Below are 16,490 nucleotides of genomic sequence, written 5' to 3'. Positions count from 1 at the left end.
GCGCATTCACAGCGTGCGCTTTGTTTGCTGAAATTAATCCCCGTCGTTGTCGTTAAAACCAATGGGAAGTTTCAACGCAGGAACCCATTTGTCGCGGATATCGGCTTTCACGAGATTAATTTGTTGGGATAGCTCCTTTAACTGCTCCGTTTGAGAATCAAGAGAATCAAACAAAGGTTTGTTTAAATTGTTTGATACTTCCAGAGCTTTTTCTAATGCCGTTATCCCCGGAGCCATTAAGCTCTCCAATCCTTTGTCGGCCAAATACGGTTTGAGTCCGCTGTCGAGCAATAAGTTTTGAATCGCCTGTAAATTTGCTTGGATGTTTTCCAATGAGTGCTGACTTCGCCAAGATTCTAAAAAGTAGGGGTTGATTTTACCTTGCTCTAAACCCGCCGGAGCGTTGATCTTTCTGTTGGCTATTTCTTCGAGCGTGACTAAGACGCTATCGATAACACTGCCAATATATTCATCCGCATTCCAAGTATCCGGCGCTTGACCGTTGCCGGTAAATTCAGGTTTAAACAGCAACCACTGTTTTTCTAACTTTGCGGCATTGTCTGCGATATTTTCAGACACAGTTTTTATTAGCTGACAATGATTAACTCGGCGATCTTCTTTTATGTGTGTTGTATCAAATAAAAGATATTCCATAGCACTTAAACCGTGCGTAACTACGCTTGCTTTTTGCAGTGACTCTTTGGTTGTACTGTCTTTTAGCAAGGGTTTAATTTTTGAGGCAGCGAGGTTTTTCTTATCTGGCCAAAATTGAAATTCCCAATCGAGGCGTTGCTCAGTCAGTGGCCCAAAGCGAGTGATTTTAGCACCTTGCCAGGCGACCATTGCGTTGCGCCACTGTGTTTGCAGTTCGGTACGATCGATACTTGTTAAACCTTCGGAGCAATTGAAATCGTAGCCCGCCATAGTTTGAGTGCGAGTGTTGAGTTCGGAGTAGTACTTTTCGACAAAGTTTTCGCTCACCTCTTGAAGCAGTTGTTGTTCAGGGTTAACGGAATCAGTTGGACTACAGGCACTCATTGTTAATAACACTAAACAACCTGAAAATACTTTTTTCATCAAGTTTGTACCACCAAGATCAGTCTAAAAATTCATTTGTATAAAGCCAATCACGATTTATAGGCTTTTTAAGAACGCAATCAATTCAGACCGCTGTTGTTCGCTCATTGTTGTAAATTGTTGTTTGCTGAATTGTGCTTCACCGCCATGCCATAAAATTGCTTCGGTTAATGTTCTGGCGCGGCCATCGTGTAGAAAGCCAAATTCTGAGTTTACGTTTTCAGTTAAGCCAATTCCCCAAAGCGGCGGTGTCCGCCATTCTCGACCATTGGCTAAAAACTCCGTTCGATGATCCGCCAAACCTTCACCCATATCGTGCAGCAGTAAATCTGTAAAAGGGAATATGGTTTGGTTGGATAACCAAGGCATGTCGGTGACTTCACCGACTTCCCATTTCGGCTGATGACATTCGGCACAGCCGATCTGTTGGAAATGCTTGTTGCCATTTATAACGTCGCTCGCTTGAGAATTTCTGCGTTTAGGCACGGCAAGGTTGGCGGTGTAAAAGGTAACTTTATTGAGAATATTGTCGCTGACTTCGGGTGAACCGCCATTTACTGCGTTGTTGCAATGGGTTTGTGCAGCGGTGCAGTCGTCGTGAGTGACAAGATTAGAAGTAAGTCCCATATCACCAGAGAACGCCGAGGCATTTTGTTGTTTTAAATTCGGCTGGCCAGCTTTCCAACCGAACCGACCCAACGTAGATGCTTGCTGGTCTTTGTCCCAAACTTGGTTGGCCTTACCGCTGATGCCATTTTTGTCTTTATCTTCAGGGTCGGCATTGGCAAGTATTTGTTCGTTGGTTAGCGCTTGTAAGTAACCCAAACCAATCATGGGAGGAGCTAAGCGCACGGAGGTTTCTAAGCGATCATCTAAAGGCTCGTAAACGGTGGTTTTGATGATCGGAATCGGCTTTCTCAACTCGATGGCCGTGCCGTCGGATAAATATTCGACGTGGGTTTCGTATTCAAAGTGCAAAAGCGCCTCAGGTTCCATTCCTGGAATCGCTGCGTCTTGCAGTTGTTCGCCGTAGGTGGGGTGATTTTTAACAGAAAACCTTGGATCGTCACTGGCGCCAACGCTCAGTCTTACCAACATAGAAACGTTGTTATCGTTTGGACTGGCAGGCAAATGTCCGCGGCCATCTTTAATGTGGCAGCTTTGGCAAGCATTGGTGTTAAAGAATGGACCGAGTCCGTCTCTCGCGGTGGTGGAAGCCGGTGCCGTCACCCAGGCATTTCGAAAAAAACTGTTTCCTACACTGAAATCCAAGCGCTTACTCAGTGGCATTGCCGATGAAGGTAGTGAGAAAGCATTGGTGGTGGTGTTTTCGACGGAATTATTACCCCCGAGCTGCGCGGGCACAGTAATAATGTTGTGTTCTTCCACAACAGGGAATTGTTTCTGACTTGAGTTTTCCGATTGCGGATTTTGGCAGCTTGAAAGTAACGCGGTTGCTGCGGCCAACGTAATTATCTTGACGGGAATACATCGGTAACGTTGCATAATCATCTTTATCTTGCTCGATATCATTGTGTGGCTGGGTTTCATCAGTCAGTGAAACTCTAATTTTAGGTGGCTGACCAAAATGCATTGAATCTACTTTCAGAAAATCGCAATAAAAACCACGTTGCGGGAAATTGATCACAGTGGCGTTGGTCAGTACTGAATTATGAGTAGCATTATACGATGCGAAAATACTCAGAGTTTGAGGGTAACTCAAAAAAACAGGTTACAGTCTATTTAAGGTGATTAAGGCCGTATGTTAACAACATCTTGGTGGCGTGTTTACTGAATGTTGGTTCATTGCGTTTATTGCGTGAGAATCGCTAAAAATAACGTGCAGCCAGTCTAGGGTAGCGTTGAAGTGTTCGAGAGCGTGAGTAGAGGTGAGCGAATTTTAAACGTGAGTTAATCAATGAGCCTTACTTTTCGTTCGATGTTTGTGAATTTAGAAAAGTAAGGCTGTGCTGGATAAACCGCTAATTACTCTTGTGCAAGAGACGGGTTTAAGTTGTTAATATCCAGTGATTGCGCGATTTGTTCAATTAACTCGGTTTCTTTAGCTAATGATTCAATAGCGGTATTGATTAACTGCGCGCCTTTATCGTTACCCTCAGCAATCATTTGGTCAAACTTCATCGGTGACTCAGAGTTTTCTGCTGCATCGACCATGGTTTGAAATGCCTTTTGCGTTTCAGACAATTGATGCTGCATTTGCTGAGCGAGCTGAGGATTCTTTTGATCAATAAGCTCTGCCAGAGAATAGGTCGAGAACAAGGTGCCATCGAGCTTGCGGTATTCACCGGTATAGACATTGGCAATGCTTTTGGCGTTGTCGAAGTAACCGTTGTGGGTGTTGTCGCTAAAGCAATCGTTTTCGTCTTCGGGGGAATTGGCCTCTAACGCAACTTTCATTCGCTCACCCGCTAATTCGCCAAATGCCAGTGAACCCATTGCAAATAGCATACGAGTGAGAATTTCTTTTTCGTCCAACGCCAGTAGTTCGGCTCGGTAATTATCGCTTGTATCTGGTTGCCACTGGTCAACAATATAGCTGACGTCTGAAATTAACAGGTCTGTTGCAGCGACAAGATAATCTCTTCTGCGATCACAATTGCCGTTAGTACACTGTTCACCGGTTGCGAAATCTGTGAACGGGCGATTGCCAGCACCCGATTCAGTGCCGTTAAGATCTTGCCCCCACAATAAAAACTCAATGGCATGGTAACCGGTGGCCACGTTTGCCTCTGAACCTCCAAATTCATTTAATTCTGATAGCAGAGAAGGCGTGAGTTTAGATAAATCGTAATTTTTAGCCCCGAGTTTTAGGGAGTCAGCAGCAATAATATTGGCTGTCGCCCCTGTATTGCCTAGCTCGCCTTGGTAGTCATCGTCGACGTAATCGATGAACCCTTCATCTAATGGCCATGAATTTAATTGTAAATCTTTTTCGTCAACTACAGGGTGAGAAAATCGAAAGGCTTCAGATTGTTGGTAAGGAATGCGAGAAATTACCCAAGCGTTTTTTGCATCTGCCAATGTTTTTTCAGATGGGTTTTCTAAGAGGTTGGTAATTGAGGATTTTAGCTGTTGTGCCGCCCAGAGTGCGTCGGTATAGATAACGTGTGCGAGGTCTGCATAAGAATTAGCAACATCTCTTTCAGTAATGGCCTGGGCCGAGGTCGCTGTTGTGCCCATTATTGCCAGTGAAATACCCAATATCTGATTTTTCATATGTTTCCTCAGTACAACACCGTGTCTGCATTCGTTTCCTTTATTTAGGTATAAAAATACGCGGGGTGCTTTAAGAATGTTTGTTTATTACAGTTGGATGATAAAGTTAATAAGAATTGTTATCAAATAATAATTTTAAAACATTGAAAGTTAGATCAAACAATTTGATTTGTTTAAAAAGTAAACGATCGTAAAATCAAATTTTGATGACTGGAGTGAACTCTCAATAATAGTCACAATACCGATAAATCCCATTTGTAATACTCATTTTACCGGTTAACAGGAACACGCTCTCAAAATTTAGGCAGAGTGTTCATAATTGAATCAGTGATGATGAAAGAGTCTCTGTTTATAGCGGAAATGCCAAAAGCGTGTTTGTTCTGTTTCAAAGTATGAGTGAGTGGTTGTGTGTATTCGATGCGATGGTTTGTCTGAAGTCCAAGAAGAATTTAATGACTGTGTGAGGTTCATGGCAGTAAAACGATGTTTTCGTCATGCCTATGCCCCTAAATTAATTATTATCCCAAAAAAGAAAGTTAAGGTGGATATAAACAATCCTTTTGGCACTAAAGTACTAGTTTGGCCCAGCGAGACAAAAACATTGGAGTTAATGTAAGAAAAATCTATTTCAATATTATTCGTCAGTGAATTATTTGGAGTGTTAAGTCGTATACATAAGTGAAAAGGTACGACTTGGTTGTTGCCACGAGTCTTAACCACTTCAGTGATTAATTAAGGTTCACTGATATATAAGTGGTGACTAATATATGATTTTTCCGCTATTTATTGTTTCTGTTCATACAAATAACGATACGCAACAATAATTAGTGTTCTCCGTCGAGCAATAATCCAGTGCTTTCGAAATATATGAAAAGCTAATCTCGCGGCAGTTTGATAATTAGTGACAAACTTAGTTCTAAATTTTTATAAATTAATAATGAATTGTGGGTGATAGTAAATAGAGCGTCCTCAGTAGGCTAAGTAACCTCGTGAATGGAAAATAGCGATATTCGACCTTAGACGTAGAAATTGTCACAGGTGAATAGTCGCGCTGGGTTTCGTTAGTATCTGGCTTAATTCTGTTGAGATTAATTCACTAAAAAGCGTTAATTTAATGTTAAGCCGCTGTGTGTGAAAAAATGGAAATTAGGCGACTAAATTCTATTTAGTATTTAGTATTTATTAGTTATTGGCTGATTTGTTTAACAACCATAAAGATAAATTGCTTGATTTTTTATCTTGCTATGAATCAAAGCAAAAATTGCTGAATTTCTTACTTTACCAATTGAGATTTTAAAAAATTTTAATTGGGAAATTAGCAAAAAATTGATGGTTGTTCTCTTGTTTCTCTTAGTTCGAAGTATTAAAACGGTTGGAACTCGAAAATTTATCCTGATTTTTCCAGCCTGTAACGTCTGGCTATAAGAAGAATTGTTTTTATACGGAATCGGATTTTCTTTAAAGTATTTTGAGTAGTTATTATGATAGATATCTCCAGTACACCTGGGAGGCGTGATTTGAAAATCGGCTTGTTAGAAGATGATATCGCCCAAGCTCAGTTATTGACGCAATGGCTAACTGACGATGGGTACGACGTTTTTCATGCTGAAAGCGTTAGCAATTTTATCCAACTAATGCAAAAGCAACCTCTTGATATTGCAATTCTAGATTGGCAACTTCCCGATTCGACCGGATTGGATGCGCTGCGCTGGATTCGAGAAAACCACAACGACAGCTTACCTGTGATTTTTTCAACACAAAGAGACAGTGAAGAAGATGTTGTGGAAGCTTTAAAAGCCGGAGCGGATGATTACGTGATTAAACCTCCTCGCCAAGCAGAGATGTTGGCTCGAGTAGCAGCAATTGGCCGTCGCGCGGGTTTAAGCCGCGGTGATGATCAACTTATTCGACTCGCACACGTCACCATTGATACCAGCAATAAAAATGTTCTGGTTAATGGTGAAGAAGTGAAGATGACGAGAAAAGATTACCAATTGGCAATTTGTGTTATTCGTAATCAAGGAAAGTTACTTTCCCGCGAATTCTTGTTGAAAGAGGTATGGGGTGTAGACGCTGAATTAAATACTCGTACCGTAGACATGCACATCAGCCGTATGAGACGAAATCTCAAAATTGAGCCAACGTGTGGTTATTGTATAAAAACTGTATATCAGCACGGCTACCGTCTCGAAAAAGTTGAAGACTAAGAATTGAGTAGTTAGTTAGGCAATTATTTTGTCTTATTATTTTGACTGATTAGACAAAATAATTGCTGACAACGAGTCAACGAGTTAGAGCTTTTGTAAATAAAAATTATTTCGTCATTAACCTTGTGTTAGTGCCTATTCACTATTGATGGGTATTAGGCGTAACAACTTCCCCCTTATTTATCCTCTCCAAGCGTTATTTTTCCTAATAAGTTTAATTTTTCTTACTATTAAGACACTTCCGACAATATTTTATTTGTGTGACTAAAATGTAAATTTCGTTTAGCCAAAATTGGATCGAACAAATTTAACACTCAAAATTGATATAATAATTTCCGAATTTATAATTAATTCAAAGGACGATTCCTGATCAGTTAGAAACACTATGACTTTGTATTGGGGGCTGAGCAATTCTACGGTCGTAGATTGCCGTGCTTGTTTTGTTATCTATTCAGCCTAAATTTCTTTAATATGTTGTTTATATACGGTGCCAACAGTTAGTTGGGGCTCTAGAACTATTTTATTGCCTCTATCATAGAGTATCCGTAAGAAAATATTCCTGACCTGCCTGGGGGCGTTTGTGCGTTTATATTTGGTTTTCTTTTTGTTACTGCTTAATTTAGTGGCCCGCCCGGCTCACTCCGAGAGCGATTGGCTATACAGTGTGCGCCCCGGAGATAATTTGTGGAATCTCTGTAATCAGTATACTGTTCGGCGCGATTGTTGGTTAAAGCTCGGTGAGTACAATTCGGTAGAGTATCCAAGGCAGTTGCCGCCGGGGTTAATCATCCGATTTCCCATTAGCTGGCTAAAAGAAGTCCCGCGCCCGGTGACGCTCAGTTACTACAAAGGCGATGTTACCGTATTTTACCAAGACCCCGCTTCCAGCGAGATACCGACCTTCCAACAGAAATTAGCCATCGGAACAACTGTGGTAACTGGTGAAGAAAGCTTCGCTACGCTTATTTTCGAAGACGGTGCTCTGATTCAAATGGAGCCTAATTCCGAATTACTTCTCGATTCCATTTCTACTACTCAACAAGACCAGGCATTTACCTCCCAGCTTCATTTGAATACCGGGGCTGTTAACGCCCGAGTGCCTGAGCGCAGACCAAAAAGTCGTTTCCAAATTCGAACGCCGTCGGCAATTGCAGCGGTTCGCGGTACTGAATATCGCCTAACTGCCGGTAAAAATGAAAACTCCGGAGTTTCCATTACCGAGGTGCTAGAAGGCACCGTGGGTGTTGATGCTCAACAATCTACGGTTGATGTCGAAGAGGGCTTTTCAGTAAAAACCGCTGAAGGTTTGCCACCTGAGCAACCTAAACCGTTATTGTCAGCGCCGGAATTTGCCGCGGCTGTGAAGGAGATTCAACCAGGACCGATCGAATTAACGTGGCAGCCCGTCGACGGAGCTGAGCAATATCGATTGGATTCGTTGAAAGACAATGAGCAGGCTGAGTTAATCAACAGCTATTTTTTATCGAGCGCTGAATTTTCTTTAGATGTAACCGACTTTAACGACGATTGCGTACGCTTTGCCGTGCGTGGCGTCGATGCCGATGGTGTTCAGGGTTTAGTGGCTTATAAAAGAATCTGTATTGAGCAACCGCTCGATTCTCCGGCGGTGATTGCCAAGCCGAAATTATCGAAACCCGATTTGGATGTTGAAATTGATTGGCAGATGGTCGAAGCGGCAGACAGCTATTTTGTACAAGTATCTAATTCCGATAATTTCGATGTGATTTACCAAGAATTCACTACAACTGAGACAAGCTTGGTGTTGCCTTGGGATCCGTCGTTCGAAAAGGGTCTGTATTACCGAGTTCAAGCTATTGCTCTGGAAGGCGTCGACAGTGAATTCTCTCAGACTCGAGAAATTAAAGTTGATCGCTTACCGAAAAAAGCCTTATTAACATGGTCGGTTTTCTGGGTGCTCTTTGTTGCCCTTTAATGCCATTTCCTCGGTTTTTGTCGAGCGCTTTATTCTTGCGCTCGTCATGGCATTGCTTGCGATAACTATCTCCATTTCTAGATGGGGCTATTCGGTTGACCAAGCTTTTTATGATGCCGTTCTTACCCGTTTTCCCTCCGAGCCGCCAAAAGATTTATTGATTGTTGCCATTGATGAGCGAAGCCTATTGGAAATTGGTCGCTGGCCCTGGTCGCGCCGAGTGCACGCACAGTTGCTGGATAAATTAAGAGAGGCCGACGCTCAAGCGGTTGCGTTTGATATTATTTTCCCTGATCCAGATCGTTATGATCCGCAAAGCGATCAGATATTCTCTGAGGCCATTGCGAATTTTGGTTCTGTTGTTTTATCCGTTCACATGGAGCAGACCTACCAGGGCGGGCAAATTCTCGAAGTATTACCAACTCCCATTTTAGCCAGTTCCGCCGCCGCCCTTGGTCATGTTCATGTCGAATATGATGTTGATGGTGTCTGTCGTGCTGTATTTTTAAAAGAAGGATTGGGAGAAGCTTATTGGCCGCATTTAATGCTTTCTCTGCTGAACCTTGTTTATCCCGACGAGGACTATGAAATTCCAGGGTTGCGTCCGAATGAATCCATCACCAATTCTTCATTCGCTATCAGTCGCGATTACTTCAACTTAATTCCGTTAGCGGGGCCGCCACCGCAAGTTGAATCGGTGTCTTATACAGATGTTATTCATGACCGTATTCCGCTTCGAACCTTATCAGATAAAGTAGTGCTTATAGGTGCGACAGCGCAGGGAATGGGGGATTTGATAGCGACGCCGTTTGGAACCATGGACGGCGTTGAATTCAATGCAAATATTTATAAGTCATTACTACATAAAACGACGATTATTCCAGTAGATGTGCACTTACACTGGATTTTTTCTTGCATTATTGTTTTTGTGTTAATTCTCAGCGGTGCCTACGCAACACCCAGACAATATTTTATCCTAACCTCGGTATACGTATTATCCATCACCTTGTTATCGGCAATTTTTATACTCTACGCGCGGTTATGGTTTGCTCCCTTAGCGGTAATTATTCCGTTATTGCTGTTCTATCCAATTTGGAGTTGGCGACGGTTGGAGCAGGCGATTCGATTTTTGCGCCGTGAGTTATACAGAGCCCAGCAGGAAGCAGAATCCAGCAACCAACAAATCGATACCAAACTAGCGGAGCGATTAACCTTTGTTGCGAAAATTGTTGGTTTAAGTCAATGGCAAATTTCAGACGGCAGTTCTGATGGTAGTAAGTCGTTTAATCATATGAAGCCGATCGATGTGGTTAGCTCGGATAACTTTAATCGAGTCAGCATCTCTTGGGATGAATCTTCCGATATGGATACTAAGTACTCGCAGCTTTGGCGCAGTGCTATTGATTTGAATGCCAACGTCGTTGAAAAGCCTGAGAAAAAACCGGCGGAATTGGTAACAGCGACGATACAAAGTCTTCGTAAAGCCACCCAAGAAGCAGAAATTAATCGTAAGTTTACTCGTCAGTGTTTGGAAAATATTCGTGGGGCCATTGTTGTTACCAATATTTTTGGTGAAGCTATTTTAATAAACGATACCGCTCGCTCCAGCTTTGATTTGGTAGAAGATAAACCCCTTCACTTATTGGAGTTCCTCAATGACTTTCAAATTGACGGTAATTGGCTGCATTTAATTCAAACAGCCATTCTTGAGCAGACAGATATATCTGTTGAAGCGAAACTGGCAAACACGGAGAAAGAGTATCTTTGTCAGTTAGTCGCACTCAATTGGCAATCAAAATACACCGATACATTGTTATTCAGTTTTACCGATATCACGATGGTAAAAGAAAGTGAACGTGCTCGTACGGAAGCGTTGCACTTTTTATCTCACGATTTGCGTTCACCCGTTGTTTCAATTTTGGCACTTATTGAGCAGTATCGAAATACCAAACTTAATCGAGATGACGTCGTTGAAAAAAGCGAAGTCCATTCGATGTTGTCTGATATCGAAGCTTATGCTCGAAAAAATTTATCCTTTGCTGAAAGTTTCTTGCAGTTGGCTCGCGCTGAAATTGCAGGCCAATCGAAATTTGATCTGTGCGATATTCACTCTGTGATTGATAACGCATTATTAATGGTTCGCCATCCGGCATCGCAAAAGAAAATTAAAATCGATATTTCTCGAACGATGGACGATATGTGGGTGGAAGGTGATGGTGAATTATTAGAACGACTGCTCATTAATTTGCTGACTAATGCGATCAAATACAGTTCAAGTGATACTCTTGTTCAAGTTTTTGCTGAGGTCGAGGGTTCTAACTTGGTTATCAAGGTTAAGGACCAGGGACATGGAATTAAACCTGAAGATCTACCTAATATTTTCCAGCGTTTTAAACGTGTAGCTGGACAAACAAATGTTAGTGGTGCTGGTTTAGGATTGCACTTTGTCGAAATTGTTGCCCGTAAGCACGGTGGTAGCGTGCGTGTTGAAAGTGAATTTGGTAAAGGCAGTTGTTTTATTGTGGTATTACCTGCTTATCAAGATGACACACTATTGGACGATTAATCAGAGATTACTACACTATTAAAACTTTTTTTTATTCCTAAATAAATTTGCAATTTCTAGTGTAATGCTTAAATTGCGTTTTCTAATCTGTGTTCAATTATTTACTGTTTTACTCGGTTTTACACATTTATCGACTGGCAACAGTGACATCAAGCGCCAAATAGCAGAGAATTAAATTACTTTTTATCTTTGATCTAAGGTCAGTTTTATTAAATTAACTTTGATAAATTAGTATTTAGATTCAATCTGATCCGCTGAGTTACGCAAAAATGTCGAAGTAGGCATGAATTAATTGGGTGCGGTACCACTATATTCAGATAATAAGTTTAAATATTACACACTTGGTCAGGAGTGATTCTTGAGAATGAAAAATATTGTAAAAAATATTATGACGGCTACTTTAGCCTCAACAATGTCTGCCGCTGCGGTTACTGCATTTGCAGACGATTATGAACCTGGATTTACAGTAACCCCTGGGGTTGGGTACTACTTTTTTGACAGTGACTCAAACATTGACGACGACACGCTCTTTTCTTTGGCTTTAGGTTATCAGTTCGATAATCCGTGGGCGGTTGAATTAGTATACTTAAATGCTGATAGCGAATCTGACAATTCACTTATCGGTGACATTGACGTTGAGCAGTACCGCTTAGACGGTTTGTATCATTTCAGCCGTTCGGGTAAATGGCAGCCTTATCTAGCCGGTGGTATCGGTGATATCGATTACGAGGCAACGCGTTTTAGTGTTGATGACAACGACACAATTTTCAATTTTGGTGGCGGTGCTAAATATCAGCTATCTAAAGTCGCGTCTTTGCGTCCTGATCTTCGTTTGATCCACGGAATTGAAGAAAGTACTTTCGATGTTGCGTTTACACTTGGCCTTTCGTTTTTGCTCGGTGCTACCGAGAGTTCTGCGCCAGTAAAAAAATCTAAGCCTGTTGAACCAGCTGTTGTCGCAGGTCCAGCTGACGCTGACAACGATGGTGTGATCGACAGTCGTGATCAGTGCCCAAATACACCTAATGGTGTTCGTGTAGATTCCAACGGCTGTCCTTTAGATAGCGATAAAGATGGCGTCGCGGATTATAAAGATTCTTGCCCAGACTCAGCGTTGAACGCAAAGGTTGATTCTCGCGGTTGCTACATTGAATTAACCGAAGATAAAGAAGTTCAGTTGAATGTTCGATTCGCAAATAATTCTGCTGAAGTGCCACAATCGGCGTACCCAGAAATTGAATCCGTTGCTAAGTTTATGCGCGAATACGCGGGCACAAACGTAGTGATCGAAGGGCATACCGATGACCGTGGTGCAGCTGCTTACAATCAACAATTATCTGAGCGCCGTGCTAAAGCTGTAGCTGACGTATTAATTCAAGAGTTCAGAGTCAGTGGCAATCGCGTATCTTCTGTTGGTTACGGAGAAGAAAAGCCAGTTGTTTCTAATAACACCGCAGAAAATCGTGCAACTAACCGACGTGTTGTTGCGGTGGTTAAAGCGACTGTTAAAACTCGCGCTGAAAAATAATATTGTCCGGTAATATTGAACGACCTTTTAAAAGGTCGTTCAATTAAAAATTATTGCTGTAGCCATACTATTTTGTCTGATAGATGGTATTCTTAATTCGCTGTGTTCTCAGTTTTTATTGATTTACTTGTATTGCCTAATGCCAATTAGATTCGACGCTATTAGGTAGCATGTTCTTAGGCGTTACTTTCAGTATCTTATTTATCTATTAATAACTATCAAGTTAACCTTTCTGCGTAATTGCGTGGATTTTTTCAAACTCCATTGGGGTATATTCACTATGAATGTTGAACAATACATAGCTCAGATTCCTGTTTTAATTTCTGCGTATGGAATTAAAATCATTCTGGCTCTTGTCATCTTTTTTGTCGGTAAATGGTTGGCAAAAACAATTTCCAAGTTTATTGAAGGTTCAATGGCTAAAAAGTCAGTGGATGTGACCCTCAATAACTTTATTACCAATATTATTTATTATTTGATTCTCGCATTCGTAATTATTGCGGCGTTGAGTCAAGTCGGTATTCAAACCGCATCTTTAATTGCTGTGCTCGGTGCGGCTGGTTTGGCCGTTGGTCTTGCTCTGCAAGGTTCCTTATCAAATTTCGCAGCAGGGGTGATGATCATCTTGTTTAAGCCTTGCAAAACCGGTGACTTTGTTGAAGCTGGCGGAGCAATGGGTACTATTTCTGAAATTGGAATTTTTGCGACAATATTATTAACGCCTGATAATAAAACCATCATCGTTCCTAACTCCAATATTACCGGTGGCAATATCACGAACTTTTCTACCCAAGATGAACGTCGTGTGGATTTGGTCGTGGGTGTAGGTTATGGCTCCGATATTAAGCAAGTCAAGGAAGTACTTGCAGAGCTTGTCGCTGCCGATTCTAGAATTTTAACAGACAAAGAAACGATGATTGCGGTTTCTGAGTTGGCTGATTCTTCTGTTAACTTTGTGTTACGCCCTTGGGTTAAGGCTTCCGATTATTGGGGTGTGTATTTCGATTTAACCGAAGCGGTTAAAGTGAGATTTGATGAGCTGGGAATCGAAATTCCATTTCCGCAAATGGATGTTCATGTGACTAAGTCAGGGGAATAATTCTCTGCTAGAAATAACCTGTATTATTTTGTAGACAATAAAAAAAGCCGCATAAGCGGCTTTTTTATTGAAAGGTCCAAACGTTAGGAATTTTCACCTTCCATTGCTGATTGCAGGTAATTTTGAATTCCGACTTTGTTGATCAACTCAAGTTGAGTTTCTAACCAATCAACGTGTTCTTCTTCATCTTCTAAAATTTCATTGAATAAATCGCGAGATACGTAGTCTTTCACTGATTCACAGTAAGCAATAGCTTCTCTGAGATCAGGAATAGCAATCAATTCCAATTTCAGATCGCACTCAAGCATTTCTTGAGTATTTTCACCAATCATCAACTTGCCTAGATCTTGAAGGTTAGGGATGCCTTCCAGGAAAAGAATACGATCAATGATTTTATCGGCGTGTTGCATTTCGTCGATGGATTCTTCGTATTCTTTTTTAGCTAAGGCTTTTAAGCCCCAGTCTTTGTACATTCTAGAGTGCAAGAAGTATTGATTGATCGCAATTAGCTCGTTGTAGAGCGCTTTGTTCAAATACTCGATTACCTTGGGATCACCTTTCATTTTAACTCTCCTCACACGGCTTTATTCGGAGTGATTATTTCCGATGTTTTTGATTAATGTCGTGTAGTTTGGTCTCAAAAAATCTGAGTGTCAACCTAAGTTATTGATTTCTATTGGAAAATAAATCTAAATTATAATTTTTCTCAATCTCTTTTACGTGTTTATTTTAATTGAATGTTGGTAGCGTGATTAGCCGTTAATTATTTGTTTCTGCTCAGGTTTTTAGATTAATGGCCGGTTGTGCGGGGCAGAATCAGAGGGAATTTTTTCTAATCGAAGTGTAATTTGTAGGATATAAAAAATATTTTATGTTAATAAAAGTTATTAAAAAGTCGTTTTCAAATGTTGCTCTATCGAAGTGATAGTCACAATTTTACCTGACTTTATATAGGCCTAAAAAATTTATGGTCTAGCAAGAGATTCATAAACTCATAATGACAAATGAGCTGTCTCTTTTTTGAGTAAGAACGATTTAGATTTCCAGTGATTTAATTTACGTTAGTCAGTCTTTGTATTTTGGTCGAGCTCTATGGCGAATCTTCTTAATAAACAAAATATTATGGGCGACGATTGTTATTTGAGTTTTTTGCTTATAACTGTGTATGAGTTTTGATGGCGTTCAACTTTTACGGTGAATGGTGACTTTTGCATTCGTGATTACTTGTGGATTATTTGTAATTGGAGACTGGGAAAAATGATTGGCTGTGCAATTTTTATTCAGATTGTGAGGGGTATTGTTGGAGAGAATTAGAGCCTCGCGAAGACATTATGGAGGCTGGAGAAATCTGTAGGATCAGTCAGTGTGTTGCGAGGTGACGTTTTACTTAAGAGACTTTTCAGATGACCCCTTATTTTAGATGACCCTTTATTCAAAGGGTTCGGGCGACTTATTTAAAGTATTCAAGCGACGCTGTAGTAATTTGCACCGGCATCAGCGTTGCTGATTTCTGAAATGGTCTCGTTAACTAGCTGACGAGTTTGAGCGGCACACTTACCACATTGAGTCATTGCGCCAAGCTGTTGGCGAACGCTACGTAAACTTGAAGCTCCAGAGCATACTGCTTCACGTATTTGAGAGTCTGTTATTCCTTTACAAATACAAATATACATTACCTGATTCTCTACCTATCTCGCGGGTACTCTTTCAACCTTGATGATTCAGTGTTTTTGATAATTCAGTATTTCTTTAATGCTTTTTGGGTGTTAATGGCATGCTTTACTTGAAATTTAGCAATTTTATGCCTTGCCCAAGTTGATAATGAATATTGTAGTTAAACGAGAATTATTGTCAATAATTAATAAAAATGATTTTTATTAACGTAGATTCACTTATTTGACATATGTGGCGTGTAAATAATTTTTTATATTTGTGATAATATTCAGTTTTTTCCGGTTTTATTTTGTAAGCCATTGATTTATAAAGCTATTTTTTCAAGTTTCAGGCTATAATTACTATATAAAAAATCTATAGGACTGACTGCGTCTGAGGTGTATGATAGTCACCTGCTATTAGTTGACTCAGATGTTATTAAAATCTTCTGGTCAGCTGTGGCTCAGGCTTAACTTTAGAGAGCCAGAATTAAAGAGTGATGCTGTTTAGCATGCTCTGTTATGTATTTTCATTCACGCAAGAATTTGACCAAGGGAGATTTCTCATGGGCGTCTTAGTAGGCAAACCCGCTCCAGATTTCACTGCAGCAGCTGTATTAGGTACTGGCGAAATTGTTGATGATTTCAGCCTTTCTGCAACTATCAAGGGTAAAAAAGCAGTTGTTTTCTTCTACCCACTAGACTTTACTTTCGTTTGTCCTTCTGAGCTTCTTGCTCACAACAGCCGCATGGCTGAGTTCCAAAAGCGTGGCGTTGAAGTAATTGGTGTTTCTATCGACAGTCACTGGACTCACAACGCATGGCGTAACACCCCAGTAGAAAACGGCGGTATCGGCGAAGTTGAGTACACTTTGGTTGCTGACATCGATCACGCTATCTGTAAAGCATACGACGTTGAATCTGAAGGTGGCGTTGCTTTCCGTGGTTCTTTCCTAATCGACGAAGAAGGTACTGTTCGTCACCAAGTAGTTAACGATTTGCCACTAGGCCGTAACGTTGACGAAATGCTACGTATGGTTGACGCACTTGCGTTCCACCAAGAGCACGGTGAAGTATGTCCTGCTGGTTGGAAAGAAGGTGATGCAGGTATGAAAGACAGCCCAGAAGGTGTTGCTTCTTACCTATCTGAGCACAGCAGCAAACTGTAAA

At 41.0% G+C, this 16,490-nt stretch carries 11 protein-coding genes; 6 read left to right on the top strand and 5 right to left on the bottom strand.

Annotation, left to right across the window (positions count from 1 at the left end):
* Window positions 1-33 precede the first annotated feature (33 nt).
* From LU361_RS01735 to LU361_RS01725, 3 genes are all read right to left on the bottom strand, one after another.
* On the bottom strand, window positions 34-1,077 hold the full coding sequence (locus tag LU361_RS01735) for an imelysin family protein (protein ID WP_233086590.1): 1,044 nt from the start codon (window positions 1,075-1,077) through the stop codon (window positions 34-36).
* A gap of 57 nt (window positions 1,078-1,134) precedes the next feature.
* Window positions 1,135-2,583, bottom strand: a complete 1,449-nt coding sequence (locus LU361_RS01730; protein ID WP_233086589.1) for a di-heme oxidoreductase family protein — start codon at window positions 2,581-2,583, stop codon at window positions 1,135-1,137.
* Window positions 2,584-3,063: 480 nt separating this feature from the next.
* Entirely contained in the window at window positions 3,064-4,314 is a 1,251-nt protein-coding gene (locus tag LU361_RS01725) for an imelysin family protein (RefSeq protein WP_233086588.1), read from the bottom strand.
* A gap of 1,517 nt (window positions 4,315-5,831) precedes the next feature.
* On the opposite strand from LU361_RS01725, the gene LU361_RS01720 reads away from it, so the two are divergent.
* The 5 genes from LU361_RS01720 (at window position 5,832) to LU361_RS01700 (ending at window position 13,668) form a co-directional block, all read left to right on the top strand.
* Window positions 5,832-6,521, top strand: coding sequence for a response regulator transcription factor (locus LU361_RS01720; protein ID WP_233086587.1), 690 nt, complete (start codon window positions 5,832-5,834; stop codon window positions 6,519-6,521).
* 580 nt (window positions 6,522-7,101) lie between these two features.
* The gene (locus LU361_RS01715) at window positions 7,102-8,475 is read left to right on the top strand and encodes a FecR domain-containing protein (protein WP_233086586.1); all 1,374 of its coding nucleotides are present in this window, start codon (window positions 7,102-7,104) and stop codon (window positions 8,473-8,475) included.
* Window positions 8,462-11,041: a CHASE2 domain-containing protein gene (locus LU361_RS01710; protein ID WP_233086585.1), complete on the top strand. Its 2,580-nt coding sequence runs from the start codon at window positions 8,462-8,464 to the stop codon at window positions 11,039-11,041. Before LU361_RS01715 ends, LU361_RS01710 begins: the two co-directional genes overlap by 14 nt.
* Window positions 11,042-11,405: 364 nt before the next feature.
* The gene (locus tag LU361_RS01705; protein ID WP_233086584.1) at window positions 11,406-12,569 is read left to right on the top strand and encodes an OmpA family protein; all 1,164 of its coding nucleotides are present in this window, start codon (window positions 11,406-11,408) and stop codon (window positions 12,567-12,569) included.
* A gap of 280 nt (window positions 12,570-12,849) precedes the next feature.
* Window positions 12,850-13,668: a mechanosensitive ion channel family protein gene (locus LU361_RS01700; RefSeq protein ID WP_233086583.1), complete on the top strand. Its 819-nt coding sequence runs from the start codon at window positions 12,850-12,852 to the stop codon at window positions 13,666-13,668.
* Between the two features lie 83 nt (window positions 13,669-13,751).
* Here LU361_RS01700 and bfr read toward each other — a convergent pair whose 3' ends face one another.
* Together bfr and LU361_RS01690 are read right to left on the bottom strand one after the other, a co-directional pair.
* Complete coding sequence (bfr, locus tag LU361_RS01695) at window positions 13,752-14,231, bottom strand: bacterioferritin (protein ID WP_233086582.1); 480 nt, start codon at window positions 14,229-14,231, stop codon at window positions 13,752-13,754.
* Window positions 14,232-15,131: 900 nt separating this feature from the next.
* Window positions 15,132-15,341, bottom strand: coding sequence for a bacterioferritin-associated ferredoxin (locus tag LU361_RS01690; protein WP_233086581.1), 210 nt, complete (start codon window positions 15,339-15,341; stop codon window positions 15,132-15,134).
* A gap of 545 nt (window positions 15,342-15,886) precedes the next feature.
* Here LU361_RS01690 and LU361_RS01685 point away from each other — a divergent pair.
* Window positions 15,887-16,489, top strand: coding sequence for a peroxiredoxin (locus LU361_RS01685; protein ID WP_233086580.1), 603 nt, complete (start codon window positions 15,887-15,889; stop codon window positions 16,487-16,489).
* Window position 16,490: the final 1 nt, after the last annotated feature.

The sequence above is a fragment of the Sessilibacter corallicola genome (assembly GCF_021290925.1).
GTDB lineage: Bacteria > Pseudomonadota > Gammaproteobacteria > Pseudomonadales > Cellvibrionaceae > Sessilibacter > Sessilibacter corallicola.
This window is presented reverse-complemented; position numbering and strand designations above follow the sequence as displayed.

What these genes read in the sequence shown, in the direction of transcription:
- LU361_RS01690 (WP_233086581.1), bottom strand. Translation starts at nt 15,341, where the DNA reads ATGTATATTTGTATTTGTAAAGGAATAACAGACTCTCAAATACGTGAA.
- LU361_RS01725 (WP_233086588.1), bottom strand. Translation starts at nt 4,314, where the DNA reads ATGAAAAATCAGATATTGGGTATTTCACTGGCAATAATGGGCACAACA.
- bfr (WP_233086582.1), bottom strand. Translation starts at nt 14,231, where the DNA reads ATGAAAGGTGATCCCAAGGTAATCGAGTATTTGAACAAAGCGCTCTAC.
- LU361_RS01700 (WP_233086583.1), top strand. Translation starts at nt 12,850, where the DNA reads ATGAATGTTGAACAATACATAGCTCAGATTCCTGTTTTAATTTCTGCG.
- LU361_RS01730 (WP_233086589.1), bottom strand. Translation starts at nt 2,583, where the DNA reads ATGCAACGTTACCGATGTATTCCCGTCAAGATAATTACGTTGGCCGCA.
- LU361_RS01735 (WP_233086590.1), bottom strand. Translation starts at nt 1,077, where the DNA reads ATGAAAAAAGTATTTTCAGGTTGTTTAGTGTTATTAACAATGAGTGCC.
- LU361_RS01685 (WP_233086580.1), top strand. Translation starts at nt 15,887, where the DNA reads ATGGGCGTCTTAGTAGGCAAACCCGCTCCAGATTTCACTGCAGCAGCT.
- LU361_RS01705 (WP_233086584.1), top strand. Translation starts at nt 11,406, where the DNA reads ATGAAAAATATTGTAAAAAATATTATGACGGCTACTTTAGCCTCAACA.